Here is a 24,670-nt window from a genome sequence, read left to right as displayed (position 1 = left end):
AGAAGTCAATGAACGCCTTAAAAAACGAAGCAGATAATAAAAAGACCATTGCAATAATTCAAACAACAAGAATTGGTGATCTTCTGCAAACATCTCATGCCGTTAAGCTACTAAAAGAAAATCATCCCGAATATAGAGTTGTCCTAGTAGCGCGTAAAAAATTTGCTACACCGATCATGTTCTTATTAGAAAAGGTATTTGATAAAGTTGTAACAATTGAGCACAAAACAGCAATGTTTGGAGCTGACAATGTGAGAGAGGCCCTCTCTAAATTAAAGAAACAACTTAAAGAAATTAATGAACAAAATATCGATGTATCAATCAACCTCGCTTTTTCTAAATCTGCGACATATCTACATTCGCTAATTGAATCAAGTAATAAAGTAGGTCCATACTTCAATGACTTACATGAGAGAGTGATCACAGACAGATGGTCACAATACCTTTACTCAACAGTAATGAGAGGTGATCTTAACCCATTTAATCTAGTTGACCTATTCTCTTCAATCATTGGGACAACAAAGAAGCTCACTCATTTAAGTAATAAAGATTATTCAAGTGAAAAGAAAACAAATTTATTAATTCACCCATTTGCATCAAATGAAAAAAAGATGTGGAAAGCGAACCGATGGGTTGAAGTTATTTACCAAACATTAAAAAAGAATGAGAATGTAAAAGTATATATTTGCGGCTCTAATCAAGATCAAAAATCAGCAGATGAAATTTTAAATTCCGAGCTAATTAGGCCATTTAAGGATCGTGTTAATCTATGGATTGGTTTAGATCTAAAAGAACTATATTCAAAAGTCGATAGTTCTTTTTTATTCGTGGGCCATGATTCAATGATTGGGAATCTTCTAAGTTTCAAAAACATAAAAACTTTAACAATATCCCTAGGTACTGTTAGGCCACATGAAACAACTCCTTATGCTCTAGACAACTACAACCTAGCGCCTAAAACAGAGTGTGCTCCTTGTTTCCCAAAGGATGAGTGCACTGAGTTCAAATGTCACAACGATGTTCCATACAACATTACTCATCAATGTATTGGACAGTTATTAAATAATAACAAAATTAATATCGAGGAATTAAATAGCTCATGTTCGTCTCTCTCTTTAAGTAGAGTAAAGCTTTATCATTCTGACATGCTTGATAATGGAGACTTATATATTAGAGAATCACTACATAAGGATCAAGATGCAAAAGAAGTTATGCGAAATTTCTATCACATTGCGTGGACTAGCATTTTTACTGAAATTAACACTAGCATGGATATCCCTTCTTTTAATATTCAAACTAAAGCACAACTAAGTTCACAGTCAAAAGGTATTGAAACATTATATGAGCTGTCAGAATTTGGTAAAAAGTACTCGCGATACATAATCGAAGAAATTAGTAAGAATACACCAAGCTTAGAAGAGATAAAGAAGTTTTCAGCAAAACTAGATGAAATCGATCGTCTTAGTGATCTTGTATCGACTTCTTATCCACTATTAGCACCAGTCATAGACTTTGCGAAAGTTGCTAAAAACAATCTACAAGGAAATAATCTTGTAAAATTATCCGAAGCTGCATTCTACACGTATAACGAGATATCTCTTATGTGTAGTGTCCTTTATGAATTTTTCGAAAAATGCTCACTCATTAACAAGTCCAAACCAGAGGCAAGGGAAAATATATGATCACATTAGAACTAGGAAACGATAGCTTTTCTTTAGATGGAAATTCGATTTCCCTTAGACAGGCCATAACAGCAATTGAAACAGATGGTATATCAGATAATGAATCAATCACAGCAGTTGTCATTGAAGGCAAATCTTTTTCAATTGATGAAGTTGGAGAATTATTAGACTACACGCTAGAAGAGCTTGGCTACCCTAGTCTACAAATTAAGAACTCTTATGAGTTGGCTTTTGAAGCATTGGAAGATTGTAAAAGATATATTGATGAATTAGTTGATAAAATCTTAATTACTACAGATGAGTTCAATAAAGGAAATATTGATCAAGGGAACTTATTTTTTGCAGATTTAATTGAGTTACTCGATCTATATGTTCACTTAATTACGAGAATTCATGCTACGGCAAGAAAAGCAAACAAGAATTTCTTCTCAGATAAAGAAGTAATTAAGAATCTTGAGATTCACCTATTTTCTGTTATTAAAGCACTTATCCCAGCACGTGAAAACAATGATATTGTGATGCTTTCTGACTTGCTAGAATATGAACTAATAGATAATCTTAAACAGTGGAAAATCAGAGCAATACCACTCATTCAAGAGTCAAAGATAAATTTTTAAATATTTATGCAGATAAAGCTGTCTTGGATTCATTATTTCAAGACAGCAATTTTTTAACTACCTCAAAAAAAAATTCTCAACTACAGATCGTTAAATATAATAAAGATGAAATTGAATTAAAAATCAATAGTAAGAAATTCGTTCTAATAAATTCGACAGATTTTCTTTCTGATAAAATATGTGATGCAAAAGAGCTAACTCTACTACCAAGCAAAGAATTTCAATTTAAAAAGAAAGATAGTATTCGATCATTCCTAAAGGCACTTACAAATGCAGATGAGTTAAATGGATTTAGCTCCTCTCAAATGCTCATTCATCAAAAAGGTACTACTAATATATACTCTATCACCTACAAAAATGATGAATATTATGAGACTTATCAAGAACCTACTTTTTTTAACACTTTATTCGCAAAAGTTAGAAAGAGTAAAAATAAGTCTTTTGATCAAAAAGAGTTACTTAATAAGGATATACAATTAGACGGACATTTCTTAGCAAAAGAATTATCGTTTCGTGACTTTAACTTAATTATTCTCCTATCACGTAATGACCTATTCCCTGTTGCAGATATAGACAGAACAAACTTCGACAAGTTGATCATTAAATCTATTCCTAAGTTATTTAATATAATAACTGTAGAAAGTAGCAGGCAATCAAAAATCGAAAGAGATAAAATTCTCTCTAATTTCCCTATCAATTCTTTTGTTATTGAAGATGACGGAGTTAAGATCAATCAAATCGGTATTGAAGATCATCAACAAGACACAAGCTCACTTCATCATGAAAGAATTCTACTAATGGGAGAACTCTTAAACACGCTAAGGCATGAACTCAGTAACCCACTTTTTGGAATTGATCTTTCTCACAATCTTCTAATAGAACAAACTGAAGACTTCGATGTAAAAGATACACTTTCGCATATATCAAACAGCGTAAAAAGATCACAAGCTATTATTCAAGAGTTTTCAAATTTATATAAGGATGATGAAGAGTTCACTTCAACATCATTAAAAAACTTAATTGCTGAAACAATCATTTTAACAAAATCGGAATCTAGATCCCACAAAGTTAATTTTGACATGAGCAATGATATTGAAATAATGACTAACGGAACATTATTAAGTCAGGTTATATTTAATTTACTTATTAACAGCTCACAATCACTTAATGTTAACAATATTGCAAACTCAAGAATCGATATTAACGTTAGTGAAGTTAATAATAAGATTTTGATCGATATAATTGATAATGGGCCTGGAATATCTAAAGATATAGAAAACAATATATTCAATCCGTTTTTTACAACAAAAGACACTGGAACAGGACTAGGCTTAGCAATTTGTAAAAATTTAACTAAAAAGATTAATGGTGATATTTATCTCATTGAATCCGAAGAAGGCGCCCACTTCCAAATAAATATTCCCAAGGTAAATCATGAAAATACTAGTTATTGAAGATGAGCTTCTGATACAGAAAACTATTGTAACTCTACTTAAACGAAAAGGGGTAGATGTTATGTCTACGGCCAGTGGAAAAGAAGCAATAGAACTTATCAAAGAACACAATTATGAGCGTATTATTTGTGATTTAATGCTTCAAGATATTACTGGTTTTGATATAATAGAAGAATCCAAAACTAAATATAATGAATCAGAAATATCAAAGATTTTTTATATTATTACTGCATACAGTTCTGAGCAAATTGTTCAAAGGGCTGCAAGTTATGGTTGTAAAGTAATACAGAAACCTTTTGATGATATAAATAACTTTTTAAATGAAGTTATAATTGAGGAATAAATGGCAATAACAAACAAAGTAGCAATAATCTTAAAGCCAAAAGTAGTGACAGAATTTTCAACTGTTCTACCAAACTTAACAAATTGGCTAATAAGAAGAAAGGTCGATGTCTACTTTGAAAAATCTCAAGAATCACGCATCTTAAAAATATTCAAAAACAGCCAACCTGAAAATTTTAATTTCATCAATCGAGATGATATTGCTAAAAAATGCAAAATATTAATTACGCTTGGTGGTGATGGGACCTTAATTGGTGCAGTAAGAAGTAAAGATATTAAAAAGGTGAATATCTTTGGAATAAACATGGGTAATCTTGGATTTATCGCTGAGTTTGCGAAGCACGATTTCTATGAAGGTCTTGAAATGGCACTGAAGGGAAAATTAAAAACTCGCAAAGTTCAGATATACCAAGCTGAGATTACACGCCCTGGACACAAGAAAATTAAACTTAACTTTATGAATGATGCTGTTATTACTAAATCTGGTATTTCAAGAATGTTTAATCTTGAACTAGAGGCAAATGGCGAGAGTATATACAACCTAGCAGGAGATGGATTAATCGTGAGTACACCGATTGGATCAACAGCATACTCACTAGCTGCGAATGGACCAATTCTACACCCTAGTGTTAAAGGAGTTGTCCTCACTCCAATTTGTCCACATGCCCTAACCCATAGACCGATGGTTCTACCAGATAACGAAACATTAAGTATTATTATTCCACGTGGGCAAGAAGACATTTATCTTACTATTGATGGACAAAAAGAATTTAAGCTAGAGCCTAAAGACGAGATTCAAATAAAAAAATCTAGAAGTAGTCATGTTAACTTCTATATTAACGAAGAAAGAAATTACTTTAGAACGTTAAAAGAGAAGTTTAAATACGGAAGAAGATAAGATTAAATTAATTCTTCAAAACTATAATCATCATTGATAATTAAAAACTTATTTGAAGCTGGTACGTATCCACAGTTATAGTATGAAAAATTCTCAGAAACGAATTCATCTTGATAATGACTATGGCCACAGATAATTATATCGACATTGTATTCTCTTGAAGCAATTTCAGCGCTCTTTCTAAACTTATCGCGAATTCCATCATTCAATTGTGTTTGACCATATCGTTTTTCATTTCTTTGTCTACTTTTATGAGAAAGGTAATCCCCAATGGCCTTTACGATCTTATAATTGAATATATATTTTGAAATAAGCGCTAAAGGGTAACTCCTAATAAAGCCACGCCATACTCGGTAATTGAAATTTTCAATTTCTATCTCATCACCATGGCAGAATAAAACTTTTCTTTCATTCACAATTTCTACAAATGGTTTAGTTTTTACAATAATTCCATTATCAGTTAGTAAGTCTTCAATATGAAAATCGTGATTTCCTTGTATATAGAAAATTGTCGCACCTATATCTTTAATTTCCTTGATACGTTTAAAGAACCAATCGTATTGCTTTTCATACTCTTGGTAGCTTCCAACCATTAAGTCAAAAATATCACCTAGTAAATAAATACGATCATTTTCATTGAAATCAATAGATAGAAATTTTTTAAGAAATTCAGAATTTTTTTGATCCCATTTCACGTGGACATCAGAAATCACATAACAACTCATAAAGTAATCATATAGGATTAGCGCAGATAATCAAAGTAGATCTTTAATAAGATTATCACAACCCGCTTGAAGCTTTTTCACATGCTTTCGATATTCGGGGTTATTATCAATTGCAACTGCAATTCGATAAGCACCGTATGGAAATCTTGAAATCTGATAAGGTCTAATCTTCTTTTTATTTACAACATGGCCTTTCACATGAATTTTTTCTTTCGCAAATCCTACCTCAAAATTTAATACCTCATTCTTATTACTAAAGAGCTGTTCATATTGAGATGCACCCAAGACAAAAGAAATCCCTCCTTCACTTATATCGAAGATTTCATATTTTATATTTTGAAAACAACTATAAAGTGGAATCAAAGGCTCAAAGCGTTCATGTTCACGTCTCTCGAGTCTCTTCTCCTTTACTGGATACGAGATCTCTAAGCTATTACCATGTGATGCATTTAACTCGCTAATGAATATTAATTGTAAATCTGGAATATAGAACTTTAATAGTCCTGGCCCTCGAACAAAGTGGGCCAAGCTATCTCTTAAACCATCTTCGATTGTTAAAAAGATTTGTTTGGCAAAGGCATTAAGACTTTTTATTTTGGCCGGAAGTCTAACAATATTATGATCAATAACGTCCCAGACAATAACTTCACTGTTTTCATTTATTGATTCAATAATATCTTGTTCAAACTTCTTTGTGCTCATTTGTCTCTCAACCTTAACATACTTCTTTCTCCTAAAAAGGCGGCCTTGGTCTCTCCTACACAAGGCCGCTTAATTATTTAAGAAAGGAGTGGGGGCAGGACCCCCATATTTATTAACCTACTAATCTAAGTGCTGCAGAGTTCAGATTATTAGCCTGTGCTAACGATGAGATACCTGCTTGCTTAGCAATATTAGAAGAAGCTAATTGAGATGACTCGAAGGCCACGTCAGCATCCTCAATTACAGATCTAGACGAGTCTAAGTTAGTCGCTTGAATCTCAAGGTTATTAACCGAAGATTGCAGCCTTGACTGAATCGCACCGAGATTCGCTCGTTGCTCTGATAAACTCGTAATGGCCTCATCCACGTTCTCCATTGACGATCTTGCATCATCTTTAGAAGAAACGCTTAAACCTGAAATATTCAGTGCGGATGAAGTTGCATTTGTTTGAGAAGGGTCATATTGGATTTGCCCACTATCGCCAGCAAAAGTACCAACCTGAATATCCATCTCGGAACCTGATCCATTTAATAATTCAATCGATCCATACTTTGTCGACTCAGCAATACGATCAACTTCTTTAACCAATTGCTGATATTCTTTATCAAGGAAGCCACGTTCAGTATCACCAATCGTATCCGATGCGGCCTGAACTGATAGCTCTCTCAATCTTACTAAAATATTACTCGTTTCATTCATGGCACCTTCAGCAGTCTGAACCATTGAAATACCATCATTTGCGTTTCGAGAAGCCTGACGTAAACCCTTAACTTGTGCTTCCATATTCTTAGCAATCGCTAAACCGGCAGCATCATCTGCGGACTTATTAATCCTCTTACCACTCGATAACTTCTCCAAGGCCTCCCCGGAAGCTTTACCTGTTTGTTTAATGTTTTTCTGCACCATTTGCGCAGCGGTATTAGTTGCAATACGTAAACCCATTTTTTTCTCCTTTCCTCACGTCCTACTTAAATAGCTTTCAGACAAAATTAGTGTTCACAAATACCTGTTCGTTACACTCGGTTAAATACTTTAGTTAATCCCTCAAATATTTGGAAAAAAGTATATAAATTAACATAAATTCAATAGGTTAGAAGTTAAGGTATCAATAATAAGTACTTAAAAAGTGGATGAAAATCGACATTATTTTTTGCCACTAATAAATGATTAGGATCATATTTTGAAATAAGATTTATGAATATAATTAGAAATGAGCGATTCTCTCTCCTGAGTTTCTGCTCTTTCAAGATTCTAGTGGGCCACGTGAAAACGTGGTCTATTTATTTAAGCTCAATTTTTCAAAATGAAACTATAAGATAAATGAATAAGGGCCTTCCGAAGAAGGCCCTTACTTTTAGATGTTGCTTTCGATTTAGATTTTTACTTAACCGATCAGTCTCAGTGCAGATTGGCTCGAAGCGTTTGCTTGCGAAAGTACCGAAGTTGCAGAGTTAGTAAGGATATTCGCCTTAGCTAAGTTTGCAGACTCTGCTGCTACATCTGTATCTCTGATTCGTGAATTTGCGGCACTCATATTTTCATTAGAGATTTCTAGGTTATTAATTGTAGACTGTAGTCTATTTTGTAAAGCCCCTAGCTCCGCACGTCCACCAGACACTGATGTCATCGCCTTATCAATAGCCTCAAGGTTAGTCTGAGCGTCACCTTTTGTAGCAACAGAAAGCCCACCAATACCTAGGTCTTCTGTCTTAACTGATACTGCTGATGGCTTGTAAGCAATTCTGTCATTAGTTTCATCATTATATAAACCAATTTGGAATTCCTTATCGTCACCTTCACCATTAATTAGTGATGTTCCGTTAAACTGTACTGACTCTGCAATTCTATCAACTTCTTTAGTTAGTTGTTGGAATTCTTTATCAGTAAATTCACGTTCAGTATCACCAATTGTATCTGATGCAGATTGTACTGAAAGCTCTCTTAGACGAACTAAAATATTTGATACTTCGTTCATCCCACCTTCAGCGATCTGAATCATTGAGATACCATCACCCGCGTTTCTTGCCGCTTGTTGAGTACCTCTGATATTCGCTCTTAACTTTTCAGATATCGCAAGTCCTGCAGCATCGTCACTTGCCTTGTTAATTCTTGAACCTGATGAAAGCTTGTTTAAAGACTCATCTTGTGTTCTCTTAACTTGACCTAGACTTCTTTGTGCTGAAATTGACTGTGTGTTCGTGTTAATTCTTAATCCCATTACTATTCTCCTCGAATAAGCAACCTCCTTGTGTAATTTGCGTTGAAACTCCTTGTCTCAACAATTTTAAATCCCAAACAACCAGACCCATCTGGTTGCAATACCCATAACGGTTACTCGGAAATATTCTTGAGAGAAAAGTGGAAGTTTTTTTACTTTTTTGGACGCAGTATTTGCTACGATGACAATATGATACCGAACAACTCCGACCGACTACTAAAGGAGCTCAGGAGAATCAATTACTTAAGAAACAAATCGTTCAAATCAAGCATATACTGGAGCATTTCACTCGGTGATTTAATTTTATAATCAATAGGAAATCTATTTTTTAATGAAGTATTAATAAATGCAAAATCATTATTAGCAACATAGTGCTTACTTCTTAAATTTGATAATTTAAAATTACAATCTTGAAATTTTACAACAACTACTAATCCAGATTTGAGAGTAGCTTTAATTGTTTTTAAAATTTGCGAAAAAGGAATTTCAATACTAGATTCTTCGTTAGAAATAACAGCGTAATCTTGATGTAAATGTATATACACTTACGATCTACCTTGAATCTTTTCGATTAAATTCGTCGTAGAATAGCCGTCTTCAAAGTTTAGACTTAGCACTTGTCCACCATTGGCCGTTACAATATCATGTCCAACAATTTGCTCAATGGCCCAGTCACCACCTTTAACTAGAGTATTTGGTAAAACAGCATTAATCAATTCATACGGCGTATCTTCATCAAAAATAAAAACCTTATCAACGGCTTTTAAATTTTCAAGCATAAATTGGCGATCATTCTCTGGATTAACAGGTCTATCTTCACCTTTCAAACGCTTAACGCTGCTATCTGAATTAAGTCCAATGATAAGTACATCACCGAGCTTCTTCGCTTCATTTAAGTACATTAAATGTCCACGATGGAGAATATCAAAGCAGCCATTAGTAAAAACAATTTTTTGCCCACTAAAGTTAGCTTCAACATAATCCTTTGCTTCTTGATATTTCATTACTTACTCTTTTTTAAACTATTTCCAAAGAACTTCTTATCAAGTCCTAGAATATATGGAAGACCTAAAAGTGGAATTGAAATGAATTCAAATAAAGTTCTTTCAATAATAGTATTAAATGCTGCTTCATTAGAAAGCTTTGGTTTTAATCCACAGATGTATTGACCAAAAGTAGGTCTATAAACTGATGTTATACGATAGATAATATGAATCAGTACAAATAAAGCAATCAAAAATCTATAATTTGAATTTTGAAGTGTGATTTCAATAAATGACTCTTGAGGTAGGCCACTTACTAAAAACATTGCAGCTAATGTGACAGCAAAAACAACTAAAGACACACTCATATCAATTATGTAAGAAGCAAAACGCCTTGCAATTGAAACATCTTGAGCTTTACTCTTAATTTCAATTTCACGATTTACTTTAGGAATCTCAGACTCAGTTCCTTTACGATAGAAAGCTTCAAGTTCTGATGGAACACTCATTTCTTTTTCACGGCCAAGAACTTTATTAAAGTTATTAACATGTGACTGAGTTGGTGTAACTTCAACTCTGGCACTTTTCAATACTTCTTTACTTGCTCTTCCATGGTGAAAGCCTAGACCTTCATTAATTGGCTTAAATGGTATATCTTCAATTTCAAAGTCTTCAAATTCTTCGAAGTCATTTAAATTTATTGGTTTCTTATTATGTTGTGTATCTAAATTCATCCCTGAGCCCTCTTATAATAGGATGACACATTTTTTATTTAACATCAAATTTTCCAAGTACATAGCCCACAATTGTCAGTACTGCACTTTCCGTTTTGAGAATAGGTGTCGCTAACCTAAGGCCAATTACATTATTCTCTTTAAACATAAGTTCTTCTTCACGGTTAGAGAGACCACCCTCCGGTCCAATGATAATTAAAATACGTTTATCTTTGATGCTTTTAATGTCTTCGATATCATTACCATTTGCACGGGATAATGTCGTTAGGAATATATAATCATACTGATGGAAGATCTCAAAAAGAGCATCTAAACTAGCAGTTTCATGATGCACAATCGGCATATAAGGATTATTAGATTGAATTAACGAGCTTTCAATTACAGAGCTAACACGATCAAAGTTCTTTATTGACCAGTTAGAATAATCTGCTTGAAACGGAAATACTTCAGAGATACCGACTTGAGTTGCATTCTTAAGTGCGTTTTCAAAAGCCTCTCTTTTTGGAAGACCTATTGCTAAGTCGATATTTGAAAACTTATCTACTTTCTCAAAGGATTTTATTTTAAGAGAAACTTCTCTCTTGGTGCAATTTATAACTTCACTTGTATAACGACCACCTTGACCATCAAGTAGTAGTACTTCATCGCCTTTTTTAACTCTTACGACTTTAATTAAGTGGTGGCTTCGATCATCTGAAAAGCTTAGTATTCCATCAATCGATGGAGAAAGATCATCTCGAGTATAAATAGCACGCATGAACTACTCCTTTCTTAAAAGAATTGCAGACCAATCACCTTTAGATAATACATCAATTTTCTTCAAAGACTTATACTCTTCAATTACATCATTAACTTGTTCATTTAAGATTCCAGATAAAACTAAATAACCATTATCATCTAGGGAATCTAGGAGTACTTCCTTTTCTGAAACAAGAACATGCATAAGTATATTTGCAAAAACTAACTTGTACTTATCATCAAGATTAAAGCGTTTACGAGCAACTAGTCGATGTCCATTTAAGCGATCTTCATCTAAATTAAGTTTTAAGTTTTCATGACAATTATCAAGTGCTGCTGGATCAATATCAACAAAGTCTACGAGCATATTACTCTTTTTGATTGCACCAATACCTAGAATTCCAGATCCACATCCAAAGTCTAGACACAGATCTTTATCCTTAAATGAATCCTTAACGGCCATAAAATGTTTCAAGCATAAATAAGTTGTTTCATGCTCACCTGTACCGAAGCCCATTCCAGGAATAATATAGATATTGTTATTATTTGATTTGTAATCTTCTTCTTTAAACCATTCAGGAATTACACTTAGCTCTGGAGTTACTTCAATAGGTGCATAGTGCTTTTTCCAAACTTCATTCCAATCTGAGTATTCCTCATCCTTAACTTCAATAGATAAGTCCATACCTTCAATCGCTTTAACAAAATCATGGGCCCTATTAATGTCACCTTGGAAGAAAAAGTAATTAAACTTTTTCACATCTTGGTCATCTGATATATCAACGACTTCATCAATAACAGATTCTGGAACATCTCCACCAGAATAGGCTCTTTCTCCTAAAATTTCATCAACACGAGCTTCTTCCATTGAGAATTCTTCAATCCCATCAACTTCAAAGTCATTAAGGGCGATTTTATTTACTTCTTCACATTGTGAGCTACTTTGAAACTCGATCGTAACAATTTTAAAGATTTCAGTTTTTACAGACATTCTCAATTTCCTTTAAAACTAGAAAGTTTCCATTTGGATAAATCTCTTTCAGTTTTACACATTTACTCATCACCCAAATAACATGCGGGTGCCATAAACTAATATATGGGTATTGTTCGTTTACTACAATATTGGCTTTTTTATAAAGAGCAACTTCCTTCTTCTTATCAATAGTTTGCTCTGCCTTTACAATTAAATTATCGAATTCTTTATTATCAAAAAAGACACGATTTGCACCTTTTGGGGCCATATTTTCAGAGTAAAAAGCGAACTTAAGCATATCTTGACCAGTAAAGCCGATCCAACGCCCTAAATAAAGATCATATTCCCCTCTTTTGACTCCCCTAAGAAATGTTCCCCACTCCTGAGGGACAACATTAACAACGAGACCAAATTTTTCGAATTCATTCTTGATAATTGTAACAAGTTCTTGTTGAAACTTATTACTACTAGTCTTCCAAGTTAGAGAGAATGTCTTACCTTCTGGGTCGTACCAAACACCATTCTTCCTTACAAAGCCCGCTTTTAAAAAAAGATCATAAGCGAGTTTAGGATCAAACTCATCGACGGGCATGTCTATATAGAAACTCTTAAATGATTTTGCGAACAGTCCATTAGATGCAACAGCATTATTTTTAAATTTATACTCTATAATTTTGTTACGTGGAACGAGATGGCTTAACGCCTTTCTAATATTCACATTTTGTAGAACACCCTTCTTTTGATTTAGTCCTATAAAATTATAATCTGTTCCCAAAACCTTTTGAACATTCACATCACTATTCTTTTCTAAGTAGTTAACCTTACGAGGTGAAATATTAGCGACAGAAAGATCAATCTCACCTTTAATAAGCTTCAAAGAAAGGGTTGTTTCATCTTTAACGACAACAAAATTTAAATCATAATGACCTTTCTTAAGTGACTTCAAGTCGATTTGTAGTGGAGCAATTTTAGTAATCTTATAATCACCTGCTCCTACAATATCGACCATTTCAACCTTATCGATAACGTCGTAATTAGGAATTTGAATAATTTTAAATAGAACTAAGTTGGGAAGATGATCAAGGCCAAAACTTTTATAAATTAATTCGAATGTTAATTTATCTATAATCTTAACTTCTGTTATATTTCCAAATGCGAATCTAAAAATTGATTTGATCTTAGCCGTTTCTGTGAAATAAAAATGAGACTTTTGAACATCTTTAGAAGTTAATTCTTCACCATTAGAAAATTTGAGACCAGGCTTAAGTTTAAAGCGAATCTTATAATTATCCTTTGTGCGAAATTCCTTGAATGATTCACACAACTGACAAATAGGTTGCATATTACTGTCAAAGTCGATTAGTGATGCATTAATAAGACGATTGATATTTTGCGAATTTGCATCAGTTGAAAAAAATGGGCTTAAGCTATTAGGTGATGATGAGATTGCGACATTAAGACTCGCTCCGTAAACCATTGAACTTAGGAAAGAAATTAGCAAAATAGATAAAATTCTAGACATCGAATATCCCTGACGAATGACACAAATGTAATTATTATAAGATTATCACCTCTTTTATTTGATGTGAACTCAATCTGTGATAAGTTACTGAAAACATTCAAACAAAGGTCATCTATGAAGCTAATTGGAATCACTGGTGGTTCAGGTTCAGGAAAAACTACTTTTGCATCAAAGGTAATTTCTAAACTACCAAAAGAGAAAGTGTCAGTTCTATCAATGGACTCTTACTATCTACCAGAGCAACCAAAAGAGCATTATACGAAATCAGGACGACCAAATTACGATCATCCCCAAGCATTTGACTGGCCTCTTCTTCAACAACATATTACAGCACTGAAGAATGACGAGTCGATTGAAGTTCCAAATTACGATTTCAAAACGAGTAATCGTACCGCTACAACAACGACTTTAAAACCTACACCAGTTGTTCTCTTTGAAGGAATCTTCACACTTTTTGATCAAGAAATCAGAGAGAAATTAGATATACGTTGTTTTCTCCATGTTGAAGCAGATATTCGCTTCACAAGAAGACTTAATCGAGATGTTGCAGAAAGAGGTAGAAGTTTAGAAAGTGTTATCAATCAATACTACGATAGCGTACGTCCAATGTATGAAAAGTTTTTAGCACCTCAAAGACAATATGCAGACTTCATCGTTGGAGAAGAAACTGATGTTGCATCTGAGATATTAGCTGCAAGATTACTACAATTAGTTGAACACAATAAAGAATTCGAATTATTGCTGAATTCGACAAAAGGATCTTAATGTCTAACTTAAATATTTCACCTCTCGGCGGAGTTGGACAGATTGGTTCTAACGCGACTTTAGTATCATATAAAAATACAAACCTGATTATCGATAGTGGAATTCTATTTCCTTACGAAGACTGTTTTGATATCAACTACTTGATTCCAGATTTAAAAAATGTTGAAGTTGAGATTGATGCTTTAATTATTACTCACGGCCACGAAGATCATATTGGTGCGATCTCTCACTATATTGAAAGATTTCCTGAAGCAGAAGTATATGCTCCAACTTTCGCAAAAGAACTAATTGAAGATAAATTATCGTATTTGAATCTTTCAAAAAAAATAAATCGCTTAGAGAGTCAATTAATTCTCAATGAAATTCAAATAGACATCGTCCATGTTAATCACTCTATTCCAAATACTAAAGGGATTCATCTTGGTATCAAAGAAATCGATACTGGAGTGCTTTTTATTTCCGATTTCAAGTGTGATTTTAATTCGGAATACGAGGAACCGATTGAATTAGAAAAGATCAATCTTCTGTCTAAGAAATTTAGTAATAGAATTGCAATGCTAGATTCTACAAATATTACAAGCAGCAATGATAGAACGACATCAGAGTCAGAACTAAAAAAAGACTTATCCACTTTTATTTCAGATGCTAAGGGACGAGTATTTATAACTTGCTTTGCTTCTAACATTCATCGCCTACAAACTATTTTCAATATTGCTCAAGAACTCAAATTGAAAGTCGTTCCCTATGGTCGTTCATTACTTAAGTACACACAAATTGCTAGAGAATGTGAAATCTTCAATGATCATGGACTAGTGCGTGAAGTTGAGTCAGTAGCAGACTTAAAGAAAAAACATATTATTCTTTGCTCAGGTAGCCAAGGCGAGTTCAGAGGAACAGTAAAAAGAATTACAAGTACAAGTGATAAGTATTATAAACTTAATGAAACCGATACTTTCATCTTTAGTTCAAAAGCTATACCGGGAAATGAAAAAAAATTAGCTCTTCTTTATAATGAAATTACAGATAAGGGTTGTGAAGTCATAACACATTACAATGGAATGATTCACGCATCTGGCCATCCTGGTAAAGCAGATCTTAAAGATGTATACGATCACTATAAACCAACGATTGCTATTCCAATTCATGGGGAAACATATTTTCTAAGAAAGCATTGCGAATTTATAAAATCAATCCTTCCTAATACACAAGCTATTGAGATTAAAAATCACGACTGCATTTCATTTACACAAGATGGTAAATTAAAAGTTAATCGTTCACAGGAGATTCCTCCAATTTTAATCCACGGCAATAGAATTGTTATTGAGCGCGAAAAGATTTCAGAAAGAAGAAAAATGGCCACCCTCGGTACAGTCTTTGTCTCTATTTCAAATAATAGTCTAAAACGTTCAAAACATAGAGTTCACGTAACAACAATGGGGATACCTGAGGATTCAGATCAAATTAGTCAACTACAAGAAATTTGCTTTGATTACTTTAACGAAAATGGAACGATCGATCAGAGAACAGAACGCATCAGAGTAGCGGTAAGAAGATATTTTCAAAATATACTAGGATATAGGCCTCTGGCCATTGTTCATATTTGCTAAGTCCATTAAACTAATAACATGGACAATTCAGTTATCATCATTGCATTACTTGTAATCATTGCTATTGCGCTATTTATGCTCATTGGGGTATTTGCATTCATTGCTTTTCGCAAAGAAATAAAGAAAGAAGAAACTCAAGACGGAAAGCTAACTGATAAAATTAATAATCTCTTAGAAAAAAACAAGCCTCAAGAAAAAATTCTTGGTCTTTGTAGTATTTGTGAAAAAGAACTTGTTGAAAATGATTACTTCAATGTTGATGCTCTTCACCTATGCCGTGAACACTTCAACTTGTACTCAAAACACGAGTGGGTATCTATCACAAACGAAAGAACAACTAGTGAAACACCAGAAAAGGGTGTTTATATTTATAATTTTAAAAAGAATACTTGGAATAAACATAAAATCCCAACTTTCATCTTATGCGAGTACAAAATTGATGTTGAAAGTGACTTAATTGAAACTTATGTACAATTGCACGTTCAAAAAGAAATTGAAGATGAAATGAGGGAGAGATTGAAAATAGAAAAGTAAGGAAGTAAAAGTGAACGATCTTGAAATACTAAAAGGCCAAATTAATCAGATCATGAAAGAGAATAAACCAAATATTGTCTTTGATTCTAAACATGACCGCTTAATTAGAGAATGTGAAAAGGATTTAACATCAGCTGGTTTAAAACAAAAAGTATCTTATACTATTGATGCTTTAATGCCTGAAAAAAGAGATGTGAAATTTGGTGGTGGTCAATTTAGTCGTTGGCAATATGAATTGAGCTGGCAAGAATGGGAAGGAAACTACAGACTTGTCTTAAGAAATATTCCGCATAATAATTCAAAACTCTTAATTAAGCTTCCAGAAGATTTTAAGGCCGATACAGCAGAGCTGTTAGAATCATTCAAATCAAATATTTTAAAATCAAATTCATTATAAAAAAAGGGCCCTTACGGGCCCTCTTTTTTGATGTTTCCATCAAATATACTTTGGGGGGAATCCTATCGCTCTACTTGGCGAAAAGTTTCAGTTCCAGAAGGTTGTTGTGTTTCTTCTTTTCTTAAGTATGAAGGAGTATCTAATTCATCTTCATCAAAATTGATAAAACCTAGTTTTTCCGCAATTGATTTTGGACGATCTGATTTCTCAGCAGTATTGTTCCCAGTTAATACTTTCTCATTGGCCCATGGGTCTACTTCAGACTTTGAAGCTTCATATTGAGATGCAGCTTCTCTAATTGAATCAGTAAGACTTGGTCTTTGAGTCGTTTCTAAGTTATCACCATCAAATGAGTGAGCTCTTGAACTTTCAACTACTGTATCTTGTACAAGTTGTTCACGTTGAGCTTCCATTTGAATCTCTCTCATTGCATCTACCTGTGGGTTAGATTGAACAGGAGCTTCATGGTAAGCAGCTTGTTGCATAGCAGGTTGAGCAACTGGTTGCTCATAAACTGGCTTTTCTTCAACAACTGGAGCAGCTGGAGCTACAGGTGCTACATATACTGGCTTAGACTCTTGAACAACTGGTCTTCTAAGTTCTTGTTGAGGAGCTACATTAACAGCTGCTTCACGACCACCAAGACCAGTAGCGATTACTGTTACTTTGATATTATCTTCAAGCTCATCATCAACTACAGAACCAAAGATTACTTCTGCATCTTCATCAGCTGCTTCCATAATTAAAGTAGCTGCTTCATTTACTTCATGCATAGTCATTGAAGAACCACCAGTGATGTTAATGATGATACCAGTTGCACCATCAATTGAAATATCTTCCAGTAGTGGTGAAGAGATAGCTTCATTAGCTGCTTTAATAGCTCTATCTGGACCTGCACAAAGACCTGTACCCATTAGAGCAAGTCCTTTATTAGACATAACAGTTGAAACGTCTGCAAAGTCAGCATTGATATGACCAGTAGTATTGATAAGGTCAGAGATACCTCTAACTGCATTTAAAAGTACTTCATCAGCTTTCATGAAAGTTTCTACTAAAGATAAGCTTTCACCTGCTAATTGAAGAAGTCTTTGGTTAGGAATTGTAATTAGTGAATCAACATTTTCCTCTAGAGTTTGGATACCAGTTGATGCTTGTCTCATTCTCTTCTTACCTTCGAAGATAAATGGTTTTGTAACAACACCAACAGTAAGAGCACCAAGCTCACGTGCAAGTTTTGCAATTACAGGAGCTGCACCAGTCCCTGTTCCACCACCCATACCGGCAGTGATAAATACCATGTCAGATCCCTCTAGAACCTGGCTTAGCATTTCATACTCATCTAGAGCTGCTTTACGACCTACTTCTGGGTTGGCCCCAGCGCCAAGACCTTTAGTTAGCTCAACACCTAGTTGTACTTTTGTTGGTGCTAAGTTTACAGCAAGTGCTTGTGAGTCAGTGTTAGCAACAATATATTCAACACCAGTTAGACCGGCCTTAATCATTGTGTTTACGGCATTACAGCCACCGCCACCAACACCAACAACGCGAATCTTCGCGCCTTCAGTTAGTTTTAATTCGTTGTTGTCAGAAATTTCGAACATAAGTTCCCCCTTATTTAAAAAATTTCTCTGAATACTGATTTAATAGATCCTGATAACTTACTTACAATATCTATTTGATTAATATCTTCTTCCTCTTCTACTTCAACTTCTCTGCCTTTTGAGGCTTCAAGTAGAAGACCTAATACAGTTGAAAATTTTGGATTTTGCATAATATTTGTCATGCCACCAAAAGCTATTGGGAAACCTATTTTTAGTGGTCTCTCTAGAAGATACTCACCAATCTCAGGCATTCCCTTAATCATGGCACCACCACCAGTAAGAACAACTCCCCCACTGATTTCATCACCAAGATTTTTTTCTTTAATAATATTTTTTATTAGATCAAATAATTCTTCCGCTCTTGCACCAAGTACGTTTGCGACTGTGTGCAGTTGTACTTCTCTTGGCTTAGTTCCAGAAATCCCTTGAACTGTAATGTGAGCTGATTGATTAACTTGTTCTGGAAGAACAGATCCGTGGTTAATTTTAATTCTTTCAGCTTCTGCATGAGGAATCTTAAGTGCTACAGCTAGATCATTTGTGAAATGATTTCCACCAACTGGAATTACCTGTGTATGAACAAGAGCACCATCTTTCCATAGTGCAAGATCTGTTGTTCCACCACCGATATCAACTAGTAATGTCCCCATTTCTTTTTCTTCAGGAGAAAGAACTGATTCAGAAGAAGCAATTGGTTGAAGTGTAACGTTTTCAACTTTAACACCTGTATGCTCAACACACTTTACTAAATTTTGAATCAAAGAGATTGATCCAGTAACAATATGAACGTGTGCCTCTAGACGAGTTCCACACATACCAATTGGATTTTTAATACCAGTTGTATTATCAACTTTATACTCTTGTGCAATTACGTGAATGATTTCGCGATCACTTGGCATTACAACAGCCTTTGCTGCTTCAAGTACGCGATCAACATCATCTTGAGAAATTTCATTTCCTTTAACAGCAACAACACCAGAACTATTGAAGCTGTAGATATGACTACCAGCGATTCCAATAGTTGCGCTATGGATATCAACTCCTGCCATTAGCCTAGCTTCTTCAAGCGAGTTATGAATTGAGCGTACTGTTTTATCGATATTTACAACACTGCCTTTCTTTAAACCATGACTTGGATGTGTACCAATACCAATGATTTCAAGCTCAGCTTTACCAGTGTTTTGATTAGAAATGTTTTGGATACCTACGATTGTGCAGACTTTAGTTGTACCAACGTCTAAACCGACAACGATGTTTTTTTCTTTCATTGAGAATCCTTTCTCTAGTTTTTCTTACAGAATCATTCTGTTAATAAAGAAATCTAACGGCAATTTTTACCGCATATAATGAAATTTTAGAATTAGTCGTTGAACTTGACAACAACTTTTTTGGAATTTGTAATATTTATCACAGATGGAATTTTCTTTTTCTTGTTCATATAACCAATGATTTGAGTCAACTTTTCAACTTTAAGAGGCCATTCATCTTTACCCATAAAGACGCTCGAAGGCTTTCCTTTAATTGAAAGAATCATCGTTAACTCTTTATCATCACTAATGATAACTTCAGAAATTAACTTTCTAAAAACAAGATCAAGATCTGCAATAATACGAGTGATATTTTTCTGAACAGTCTTATCCATTTCCCCTACTGGGATAGCAAGGTATGGTAGAGCATAATTTAATTTTTTTTCAGTTCTTAGAAGTATCTCATAAGTAGGATCAAATAGTTGACCATTTTCAACAAGAATTGCTTCATAAGACTCCATCCCATTTTCTTTATAGATTTGAACTTTCATTAATGGGGATGGACATTCGTAGATAAAGTTTAGCATTCCTTCCATTGGATCATACTTAATAGCGTAATCTGATAAGAAATGTTTTTCTTTCAATTTATCTGCTGCAATAAGATTCTTCATACTTCTTAAAGAACGATTCTTTTCAAAGTCTTTCACTAGTTTCAGTGTAAGTGTTCCAGCAGCACGTGAAGGACATTTACCAAAAGCTGTCTTATATTTAATCTTCTCCATAGGTTGAGAGACTGCTAATGCAGATCCACTCAAAAGAAGAAAAGAAATAATTGAAATAGCTTTTTTCATTAAACATCTATCCTGACTTCAGGCTCAAACTTTAAACCGTAATTGAGGTAAAGCTCATCCTGAACAATTTTAATAAGTTCTTTTACATCGCTGGCCGTGGCTTTATCGAAATTCTCCATAAAATTCCCATGGAGATTACTTACTCGTACGTCACCAACCTGTAATCCTTTCAAATTAAGTATATCAATAAATTGTCCTGCAGTGCAAGTTCGCTTATCTCCAACGATATTTTTAAAGACACTTCCACAAGTTTTTTCCTTTAATGGCTGTGACTTATTTCTCATTAGTAAGTAGTTACGAATCTTTTCTCCAAGGTATTTATCTTGCCCATTAGCAACTAGCTCGACTTTATAAACAACATCACCTGGCTTTAGAAAGTTGTTTTGACGATAAGAAAAACTATCTTTCGTTACCTCATGAAGATACTCATTCCCCTCTTTATCAATATACCAAACGCAGGCGATGATTTCACTAATCCAGCCAAGGCCTGTGCCAGCATTCATAAATACGGCCCCACCAAGAGTTGCAGGTATCCCTGTTATAACCTCCCATCCTTTGTTACCAAATTTTGAGGCATGAGAAGTTAAGCTTGATAACTTCACTGACGCAGGAAGAATATAACTTTCTCTATATTGATTAAAAATCGCACGATCATAATCAAAGTCTAAATTAATTATTGGATTTACAATTCTCTCATTTAAAAGTTGGTTAGCACCAAGACCTAAAAGCATATAAGTTATATTTTTAGATGTAAGTGTTCTTACAACTTCTTTAAGGGCAACCAAATCCTTTACAGTAATTAGGTCACCTTTAGACTGAAGTCTCATCGTTGAATATTTTGATAGATCTTTATCTATCTCAACTTCAATATTTTGAATATTACTTAGGATATCTTCAATCTTATTCATTGCGATCGTTATCTAAAACCCATTCTCTAATCACACGGCCAATAGAACCAGCTCCCAAAGTCATAATTGTCGAATTCTTATTAGACTTAATAATTGTATCTAAATCTTTAAGCTCAATATTCTTTGCAAGTCCAGGGTGAAGACGATTAATATCTTCAACTAATCTTTCTGAAGTAATTCCTGGGATAGGACTTTCACTGGCCGGATATATTGGACACATATACAATTCATCAACATCATTAAAGCAATGTAGGAATTCATTCCAACAGTCTTTAGTTCTTGAAAAACGGTGCGGTTCAAAGATCGCAATCTTCTTATGTGATCTAATTTCTTTTAAAGTATTTAGAGTGTTAGCAATTTCTGTTGGATGATGACCATAATCATCTAAGATTTCCACTTCATCTGTTTTATATAATAACTGGAAACGACGCCCTACATTTTCAAAGCTTCGAATTGAGCTTCTAATCATGTCGACAGGAACTCCCATTTTATGTGCAATAGAGATAGCCCCTAGAGCATTTTGAACATTGTGCTTACCTGGAAGATTAATTGTGAAACGTCCAAGATTTTGCGACTCAACAATAAGATCAAACTCAGAGCAAAGGTCAGACATTTTAATATCGACGGCCCTGTAATCTGCTTCTTTTTCAATTCCAAAAGTAACAATAGGTTTTTTAACCTTTGGCACGAGACTCATTAGTCTCTTGTCATCTGCATTTAAAGAAGAAAGGCCATAGAATGGAACTTTATTAATAAATTCTTCAAAGCTATCCATTAATACATCTTCACTTCCATAGTGATCCATGTGATCAAGATCGATGTTTGTTACGACAGACATAATTGGATTTAGCATAAGAAATGATCCATCTGATTCGTCCGCTTCTGCAACAAGATACTCACCAGTACCAACTTTTGCATGACCAGCAAGATTGGAAACAATACCACCAATTATATATGTTGGCTCATAGTTACTGGCCTGTAAGATCGTCGCTAAAAAACTTGTTGTCGTCGTCTTGCCATGAGTACCAGCAATTGCGATTCCTCTTTTAAGTCTCATAAGTTCAGCTAACATCTCAGCTCTTCTCATAATAGGAATTTGTTTTTCACGCGCCATCTGCATTTCTGGATTTGTTTCGTTAACAGCAGATGAGTAAACCACCACAGTAGTATCCGGTGTGATATTCTCACGCTTGTGTCCGATAAATACTTCAGCTCCTAGACTTCTAAGTCTTGCAACATTTGCTGATTCACTAATATCTGAACCTGTTACTTTATAGCCAAGGCTTAGTAGAATTTCAGCGATACCGCTCATACCAATTCCACCAATTCCAATAAAATGCACGCTAATATTTTGAATATTAATATTCATACTTGTTCCTTTTCACAAGATTACTTCTTCTAAATTTAGCGCATATATTGGCTATTGTTGAGAAAAAAACGGCTTCTCATTTGATATCGATCGTTGACGTGACACACAAGAGAAGATTACACCGATTGCAATTAGATTACTCATTAGAGATGAGCCTCCATAACTAACAAAAGGAAGGTTTAAGCCTTTAGTTGGAAGAAGTCCTAAAACCACACCCATATTTAAACATGCTTGAACACCAATGATAAAAATAATGGACATGACCATTTTCTTAGCGATGTCGTCTTTTAAAGTTAAGGCAAGCTTAAAACCAATATGAGTAAAGGCAATGAAAAGTACGACAAAACCTAGAACCCCTAAGAAACCAAATTCTTCACCAATAACTGAGAAAATAAAGTCGTTATGTGCTTCTGGAAGAAAAAATAATTTCTCCAAACTATTGCCAATTCCCTTTCCAAAAAAGCCACCATTAGCAAACCCAATCCATGATTGAATTACCTGAAAACCACTTCCTCTTGGATTGGCCCAAGGATCAAGAAATGCCATTAAACGCTTAACACGATAAGGCTGAGCAACGAGAATTAGCGCCGAGAGAATCGTGCCTGTTACGCCCATGATATAAAAGTACTTTCTATTGAAGTTTGAAATGAAACAAGAAAAACCCATTCCTAAAGCACAAATAAAAAATGTACCAAAATCTGGTTGTAAAAGAAGTAGTAATAAGACTAAGCCTATATTTGCAACGTACTTTAGTCGATTCTTTAAATTTAGCTTTTCATAATTTTCAAAAAAGAAAAGAGACATCATAAGGATTGTGTACTTTGCAAGCTCTCCAGGCTGAAGAGATCCAAATCCTAAATTGATCCATCGGTTGGCACCTTTTGCAACAACCCCTAATCCAGGAATAAAAGTTAGAACTAATAGAAAAGCGACCACAAGATTTAAGTGAAATGAAAACTTAATCCAAAATTGATACTTCGTCTTTGCGACAACATAGGCCATTGCTACGCCTACTAGTGCAAAAAGTATTTGTCTTGAAAAGAAGTGAAGACTTGTACCGTAAACTTCTTTTGAAAACATATAAGATGAAGAGTAAACCATGACAATACCAACACCAACGATAATTGATGTGATAATTAAAAAGAGTTTTCCAAAACGATCCGTGTTTTCAAGAGTGTTCATATATTCATAATATATGAATTTTGAATTCGATGCAGTATAAATATAAGAAACCGTGCGTTAGATTACTTGATGTACATCTGAGCAAATTGTCTTATTGAATCAAATCCACGCTCATCAAAACAAGTATAGGCGTTGAATGGATCCAGACCTTCTCTTTGAATGATACTTAAAACGCACTCTCTTTCTTTTTTATTTTTAACTAATGCCGCTACTGTTACGTGAAAACTATTCACACTACTGTGGTAATACTTGGCCACTTCACGAATACTTGCATAAGTCTCTGCGCTCTTCACATATGTACAAGCATTAAACTCAACTAGGCTTAAGGCCCTTCGATTGTCTAAAATATCTGTTAAGCATTGGTACTGATACTTTGTTGTAATTTGCGAGCATTGTTTTTTAAAACGAAATTGATTGTACTTTGTTAAGCGCTTATCAACTAGATTTTCACAAACTTTTACATAATTTGGATTAGCTTTGATTTGAGTAGTAAAAATAGAAACAAAAATAAAAAATAACAGAACCTTCATGACGAGATCATATGACTTAAAACTTGTTCTGTATTAGGCATAAAAAAAATGCCTGCATAAAGCAGGCATTTCTATAATTATTATTTCAAA

General features: G+C 34.1%; 26 protein-coding genes. 9 read left to right on the top strand and 17 right to left on the bottom strand.

From position 1 onward, the window contains the following. Positions 1–8: 8 nt before the first annotated feature. Genes ABMA70_RS09845 through ABMA70_RS09825 form a run of 5 tightly spaced genes read left to right on the top strand, consistent with a single transcriptional unit; the run spans position 9 to position 4,993 of the window. Positions 9–1,682: a glycosyltransferase family 9 protein gene (locus ABMA70_RS09845; RefSeq protein ID WP_392993824.1), complete on the top strand. Its 1,674-nt coding sequence runs from the start codon at positions 9–11 to the stop codon at positions 1,680–1,682. Next, complete coding sequence (locus ABMA70_RS09840; protein ID WP_103218497.1) at positions 1,679–2,299, top strand: hypothetical protein; 621 nt, start codon at positions 1,679–1,681, stop codon at positions 2,297–2,299. Before ABMA70_RS09845 ends, ABMA70_RS09840 begins: the two co-directional genes overlap by 4 nt. A gap of 23 nt (positions 2,300–2,322) precedes the next feature. Then, positions 2,323–3,753 carry a sensor histidine kinase gene (locus tag ABMA70_RS09835; RefSeq protein WP_392993827.1) on the top strand — a complete coding sequence of 477 codons (1,431 nt, stop codon included), beginning with the start codon at positions 2,323–2,325 and terminating at the stop codon, positions 3,751–3,753. Next, entirely contained in the window at positions 3,734–4,096 is a 363-nt protein-coding gene (locus tag ABMA70_RS09830; protein WP_392993830.1) for a response regulator, read from the top strand. The genes ABMA70_RS09835 and ABMA70_RS09830 overlap by 20 nt, the downstream gene beginning before the upstream one ends. After that, positions 4,097–4,993: an NAD(+)/NADH kinase gene (locus ABMA70_RS09825; protein ID WP_103218500.1), complete on the top strand. Its 897-nt coding sequence runs from the start codon at positions 4,097–4,099 to the stop codon at positions 4,991–4,993. It begins immediately after the preceding gene. Between the two features lie 2 nt (positions 4,994–4,995). Here ABMA70_RS09825 and ABMA70_RS09820 read toward each other — a convergent pair whose 3' ends face one another. From ABMA70_RS09820 to ABMA70_RS09775, 10 genes are all read right to left on the bottom strand, one after another. After that, entirely contained in the window at positions 4,996–5,718 is a 723-nt protein-coding gene (locus ABMA70_RS09820; RefSeq protein WP_392993833.1) for a UDP-2,3-diacylglucosamine diphosphatase, read from the bottom strand. Positions 5,719–5,748: 30 nt separating this feature from the next. Next, entirely contained in the window at positions 5,749–6,420 is a 672-nt protein-coding gene (locus tag ABMA70_RS09815; protein ID WP_103218502.1) for a PilZ domain-containing protein, read from the bottom strand. Positions 6,421–6,532: 112 nt separating this feature from the next. Beyond that, on the bottom strand, positions 6,533–7,363 hold the full coding sequence (locus ABMA70_RS09810; protein ID WP_103218503.1) for a flagellin: 831 nt from the start codon (positions 7,361–7,363) through the stop codon (positions 6,533–6,535). Between the two features lie 442 nt (positions 7,364–7,805). After that, entirely contained in the window at positions 7,806–8,639 is an 834-nt protein-coding gene (locus ABMA70_RS09805; protein WP_103218504.1) for a flagellin, read from the bottom strand. Between the two features lie 239 nt (positions 8,640–8,878). Continuing rightward, positions 8,879–9,184, bottom strand: coding sequence for a hypothetical protein (locus ABMA70_RS09800; RefSeq protein WP_103218505.1), 306 nt, complete (start codon positions 9,182–9,184; stop codon positions 8,879–8,881). Further along, complete coding sequence (rfaE2, locus tag ABMA70_RS09795; protein WP_392993838.1) at positions 9,185–9,643, bottom strand: D-glycero-beta-D-manno-heptose 1-phosphate adenylyltransferase; 459 nt, start codon at positions 9,641–9,643, stop codon at positions 9,185–9,187. Beyond that, entirely contained in the window at positions 9,643–10,356 is a 714-nt protein-coding gene (locus ABMA70_RS09790) for an RDD family protein (RefSeq protein ID WP_103218507.1), read from the bottom strand. Before ABMA70_RS09790 ends, rfaE2 begins: the two co-directional genes overlap by 1 nt. Before the next feature lie 34 nt (positions 10,357–10,390). Continuing rightward, positions 10,391–11,113, bottom strand: a complete 723-nt coding sequence (locus ABMA70_RS09785; protein WP_103218508.1) for a 16S rRNA (uracil(1498)-N(3))-methyltransferase — start codon at positions 11,111–11,113, stop codon at positions 10,391–10,393. 3 nt (positions 11,114–11,116) lie between these two features. After that, positions 11,117–12,085: a 50S ribosomal protein L11 methyltransferase gene (locus ABMA70_RS09780; RefSeq protein WP_103218509.1), complete on the bottom strand. Its 969-nt coding sequence runs from the start codon at positions 12,083–12,085 to the stop codon at positions 11,117–11,119. After that, complete coding sequence (locus ABMA70_RS09775; protein WP_392993842.1) at positions 12,069–13,589, bottom strand: ABC transporter substrate-binding protein; 1,521 nt, start codon at positions 13,587–13,589, stop codon at positions 12,069–12,071. Before ABMA70_RS09775 ends, ABMA70_RS09780 begins: the two co-directional genes overlap by 17 nt. A 114-nt stretch (positions 13,590–13,703) precedes the next feature. On the opposite strand from ABMA70_RS09775, the gene udk reads away from it, so the two are divergent. Genes udk through ABMA70_RS09755 form a run of 4 tightly spaced genes read left to right on the top strand, consistent with a single transcriptional unit; the run spans position 13,704 to position 16,892 of the window. Beyond that, the gene (udk, locus tag ABMA70_RS09770) at positions 13,704–14,354 is read left to right on the top strand and encodes a uridine kinase (RefSeq protein WP_103218511.1); all 651 of its coding nucleotides are present in this window, start codon (positions 13,704–13,706) and stop codon (positions 14,352–14,354) included. After that, positions 14,354–15,961: a ribonuclease J gene (locus tag ABMA70_RS09765; RefSeq protein WP_392993845.1), complete on the top strand. Its 1,608-nt coding sequence runs from the start codon at positions 14,354–14,356 to the stop codon at positions 15,959–15,961. The genes udk and ABMA70_RS09765 overlap by 1 nt, the downstream gene beginning before the upstream one ends. 18 nt (positions 15,962–15,979) lie before the next feature. Next, on the top strand, positions 15,980–16,495 hold the full coding sequence (locus ABMA70_RS09760) for a hypothetical protein (protein WP_103218513.1): 516 nt from the start codon (positions 15,980–15,982) through the stop codon (positions 16,493–16,495). A gap of 10 nt (positions 16,496–16,505) precedes the next feature. Continuing rightward, positions 16,506–16,892 (top strand): hypothetical protein, encoded by a 387-nt coding sequence (locus ABMA70_RS09755; RefSeq protein ID WP_103218514.1) that lies wholly within the window; start codon positions 16,506–16,508, stop codon positions 16,890–16,892. A 62-nt stretch (positions 16,893–16,954) separates the two neighbouring features. Here ABMA70_RS09755 and ftsZ read toward each other — a convergent pair whose 3' ends face one another. The 7 genes from ftsZ to ABMA70_RS09720 all read right to left on the bottom strand — a co-directional run bounded on the left by ftsZ (position 16,955) and on the right by ABMA70_RS09720 (position 24,580). Then, the gene (ftsZ, locus tag ABMA70_RS09750) at positions 16,955–18,493 is read right to left on the bottom strand and encodes a cell division protein FtsZ (protein ID WP_392993849.1); all 1,539 of its coding nucleotides are present in this window, start codon (positions 18,491–18,493) and stop codon (positions 16,955–16,957) included. Between the two features lie 14 nt (positions 18,494–18,507). Then, positions 18,508–19,761 carry a cell division protein FtsA gene (ftsA, locus tag ABMA70_RS09745; RefSeq protein WP_103218516.1) on the bottom strand — a complete coding sequence of 418 codons (1,254 nt, stop codon included), beginning with the start codon at positions 19,759–19,761 and terminating at the stop codon, positions 18,508–18,510. 92 nt (positions 19,762–19,853) lie between these two features. Continuing rightward, positions 19,854–20,591, bottom strand: a complete 738-nt coding sequence (locus ABMA70_RS09740) for a hypothetical protein (RefSeq protein ID WP_392993851.1) — start codon at positions 20,589–20,591, stop codon at positions 19,854–19,856. Then, complete coding sequence (gene murB / locus ABMA70_RS09735) at positions 20,591–21,499, bottom strand: UDP-N-acetylmuramate dehydrogenase (RefSeq protein ID WP_392993853.1); 909 nt, start codon at positions 21,497–21,499, stop codon at positions 20,591–20,593. The genes ABMA70_RS09740 and murB overlap by 1 nt, the downstream gene beginning before the upstream one ends. Next, the gene (gene murC / locus ABMA70_RS09730) at positions 21,492–22,868 is read right to left on the bottom strand and encodes a UDP-N-acetylmuramate--L-alanine ligase (protein WP_103218519.1); all 1,377 of its coding nucleotides are present in this window, start codon (positions 22,866–22,868) and stop codon (positions 21,492–21,494) included. The genes murB and murC overlap by 8 nt, the downstream gene beginning before the upstream one ends. Before the next feature lie 51 nt (positions 22,869–22,919). Beyond that, positions 22,920–24,050 carry a putative lipid II flippase FtsW gene (gene ftsW / locus ABMA70_RS09725; RefSeq protein WP_103218520.1) on the bottom strand — a complete coding sequence of 377 codons (1,131 nt, stop codon included), beginning with the start codon at positions 24,048–24,050 and terminating at the stop codon, positions 22,920–22,922. A gap of 62 nt (positions 24,051–24,112) precedes the next feature. After that, complete coding sequence (locus ABMA70_RS09720; RefSeq protein ID WP_392993857.1) at positions 24,113–24,580, bottom strand: hypothetical protein; 468 nt, start codon at positions 24,578–24,580, stop codon at positions 24,113–24,115. Positions 24,581–24,670: the final 90 nt, after the last annotated feature.

Origin of the sequence: Halobacteriovorax sp. XZX-3 (assembly GCF_043196495.1) — a bacterium.
In the GTDB taxonomy this organism is placed as follows: domain Bacteria; phylum Bdellovibrionota; class Bacteriovoracia; order Bacteriovoracales; family Bacteriovoracaceae; genus Halobacteriovorax_A.
Note: the sequence above shows the minus strand (reverse complement) of the source record. Positions and strands in the feature narration are given on the sequence as shown.

What these genes read in the sequence shown, in the direction of transcription:
- ABMA70_RS09845 (WP_392993824.1), top strand. Translation starts at nt 9, where the DNA reads ATGAACGCCTTAAAAAACGAAGCAGATAATAAAAAGACCATTGCAATA.
- ABMA70_RS09775 (WP_392993842.1), bottom strand. Translation starts at nt 13,589, where the DNA reads ATGTCTAGAATTTTATCTATTTTGCTAATTTCTTTCCTAAGTTCAATG.
- ABMA70_RS09830 (WP_392993830.1), top strand. Translation starts at nt 3,734, where the DNA reads ATGAAAATACTAGTTATTGAAGATGAGCTTCTGATACAGAAAACTATT.
- ftsW (WP_103218520.1), bottom strand. Translation starts at nt 24,050, where the DNA reads ATGAACACTCTTGAAAACACGGATCGTTTTGGAAAACTCTTTTTAATT.
- rfaE2 (WP_392993838.1), bottom strand. Translation starts at nt 9,643, where the DNA reads ATGAAATATCAAGAAGCAAAGGATTATGTTGAAGCTAACTTTAGTGGG.
- ABMA70_RS09760 (WP_103218513.1), top strand. Translation starts at nt 15,980, where the DNA reads ATGGACAATTCAGTTATCATCATTGCATTACTTGTAATCATTGCTATT.
- ABMA70_RS09820 (WP_392993833.1), bottom strand. Translation starts at nt 5,718, where the DNA reads ATGAGTTGTTATGTGATTTCTGATGTCCACGTGAAATGGGATCAAAAA.
- ABMA70_RS09815 (WP_103218502.1), bottom strand. Translation starts at nt 6,420, where the DNA reads ATGAGCACAAAGAAGTTTGAACAAGATATTATTGAATCAATAAATGAA.
- ABMA70_RS09805 (WP_103218504.1), bottom strand. Translation starts at nt 8,639, where the DNA reads ATGGGATTAAGAATTAACACGAACACACAGTCAATTTCAGCACAAAGA.
- udk (WP_103218511.1), top strand. Translation starts at nt 13,704, where the DNA reads ATGAAGCTAATTGGAATCACTGGTGGTTCAGGTTCAGGAAAAACTACT.
- murB (WP_392993853.1), bottom strand. Translation starts at nt 21,499, where the DNA reads ATGAATAAGATTGAAGATATCCTAAGTAATATTCAAAATATTGAAGTT.
- ABMA70_RS09780 (WP_103218509.1), bottom strand. Translation starts at nt 12,085, where the DNA reads ATGTCTGTAAAAACTGAAATCTTTAAAATTGTTACGATCGAGTTTCAA.
- ftsZ (WP_392993849.1), bottom strand. Translation starts at nt 18,493, where the DNA reads ATGTTCGAAATTTCTGACAACAACGAATTAAAACTAACTGAAGGCGCG.
- ABMA70_RS09840 (WP_103218497.1), top strand. Translation starts at nt 1,679, where the DNA reads ATGATCACATTAGAACTAGGAAACGATAGCTTTTCTTTAGATGGAAAT.
- ABMA70_RS09740 (WP_392993851.1), bottom strand. Translation starts at nt 20,591, where the DNA reads ATGAAAAAAGCTATTTCAATTATTTCTTTTCTTCTTTTGAGTGGATCT.
- ftsA (WP_103218516.1), bottom strand. Translation starts at nt 19,761, where the DNA reads ATGAAAGAAAAAAACATCGTTGTCGGTTTAGACGTTGGTACAACTAAA.
- ABMA70_RS09720 (WP_392993857.1), bottom strand. Translation starts at nt 24,580, where the DNA reads ATGAAGGTTCTGTTATTTTTTATTTTTGTTTCTATTTTTACTACTCAA.
- ABMA70_RS09825 (WP_103218500.1), top strand. Translation starts at nt 4,097, where the DNA reads ATGGCAATAACAAACAAAGTAGCAATAATCTTAAAGCCAAAAGTAGTG.
- ABMA70_RS09765 (WP_392993845.1), top strand. Translation starts at nt 14,354, where the DNA reads ATGTCTAACTTAAATATTTCACCTCTCGGCGGAGTTGGACAGATTGGT.
- ABMA70_RS09790 (WP_103218507.1), bottom strand. Translation starts at nt 10,356, where the DNA reads ATGAATTTAGATACACAACATAATAAGAAACCAATAAATTTAAATGAC.
- ABMA70_RS09785 (WP_103218508.1), bottom strand. Translation starts at nt 11,113, where the DNA reads ATGCGTGCTATTTATACTCGAGATGATCTTTCTCCATCGATTGATGGA.
- murC (WP_103218519.1), bottom strand. Translation starts at nt 22,868, where the DNA reads ATGAATATTAATATTCAAAATATTAGCGTGCATTTTATTGGAATTGGT.
- ABMA70_RS09810 (WP_103218503.1), bottom strand. Translation starts at nt 7,363, where the DNA reads ATGGGTTTACGTATTGCAACTAATACCGCTGCGCAAATGGTGCAGAAA.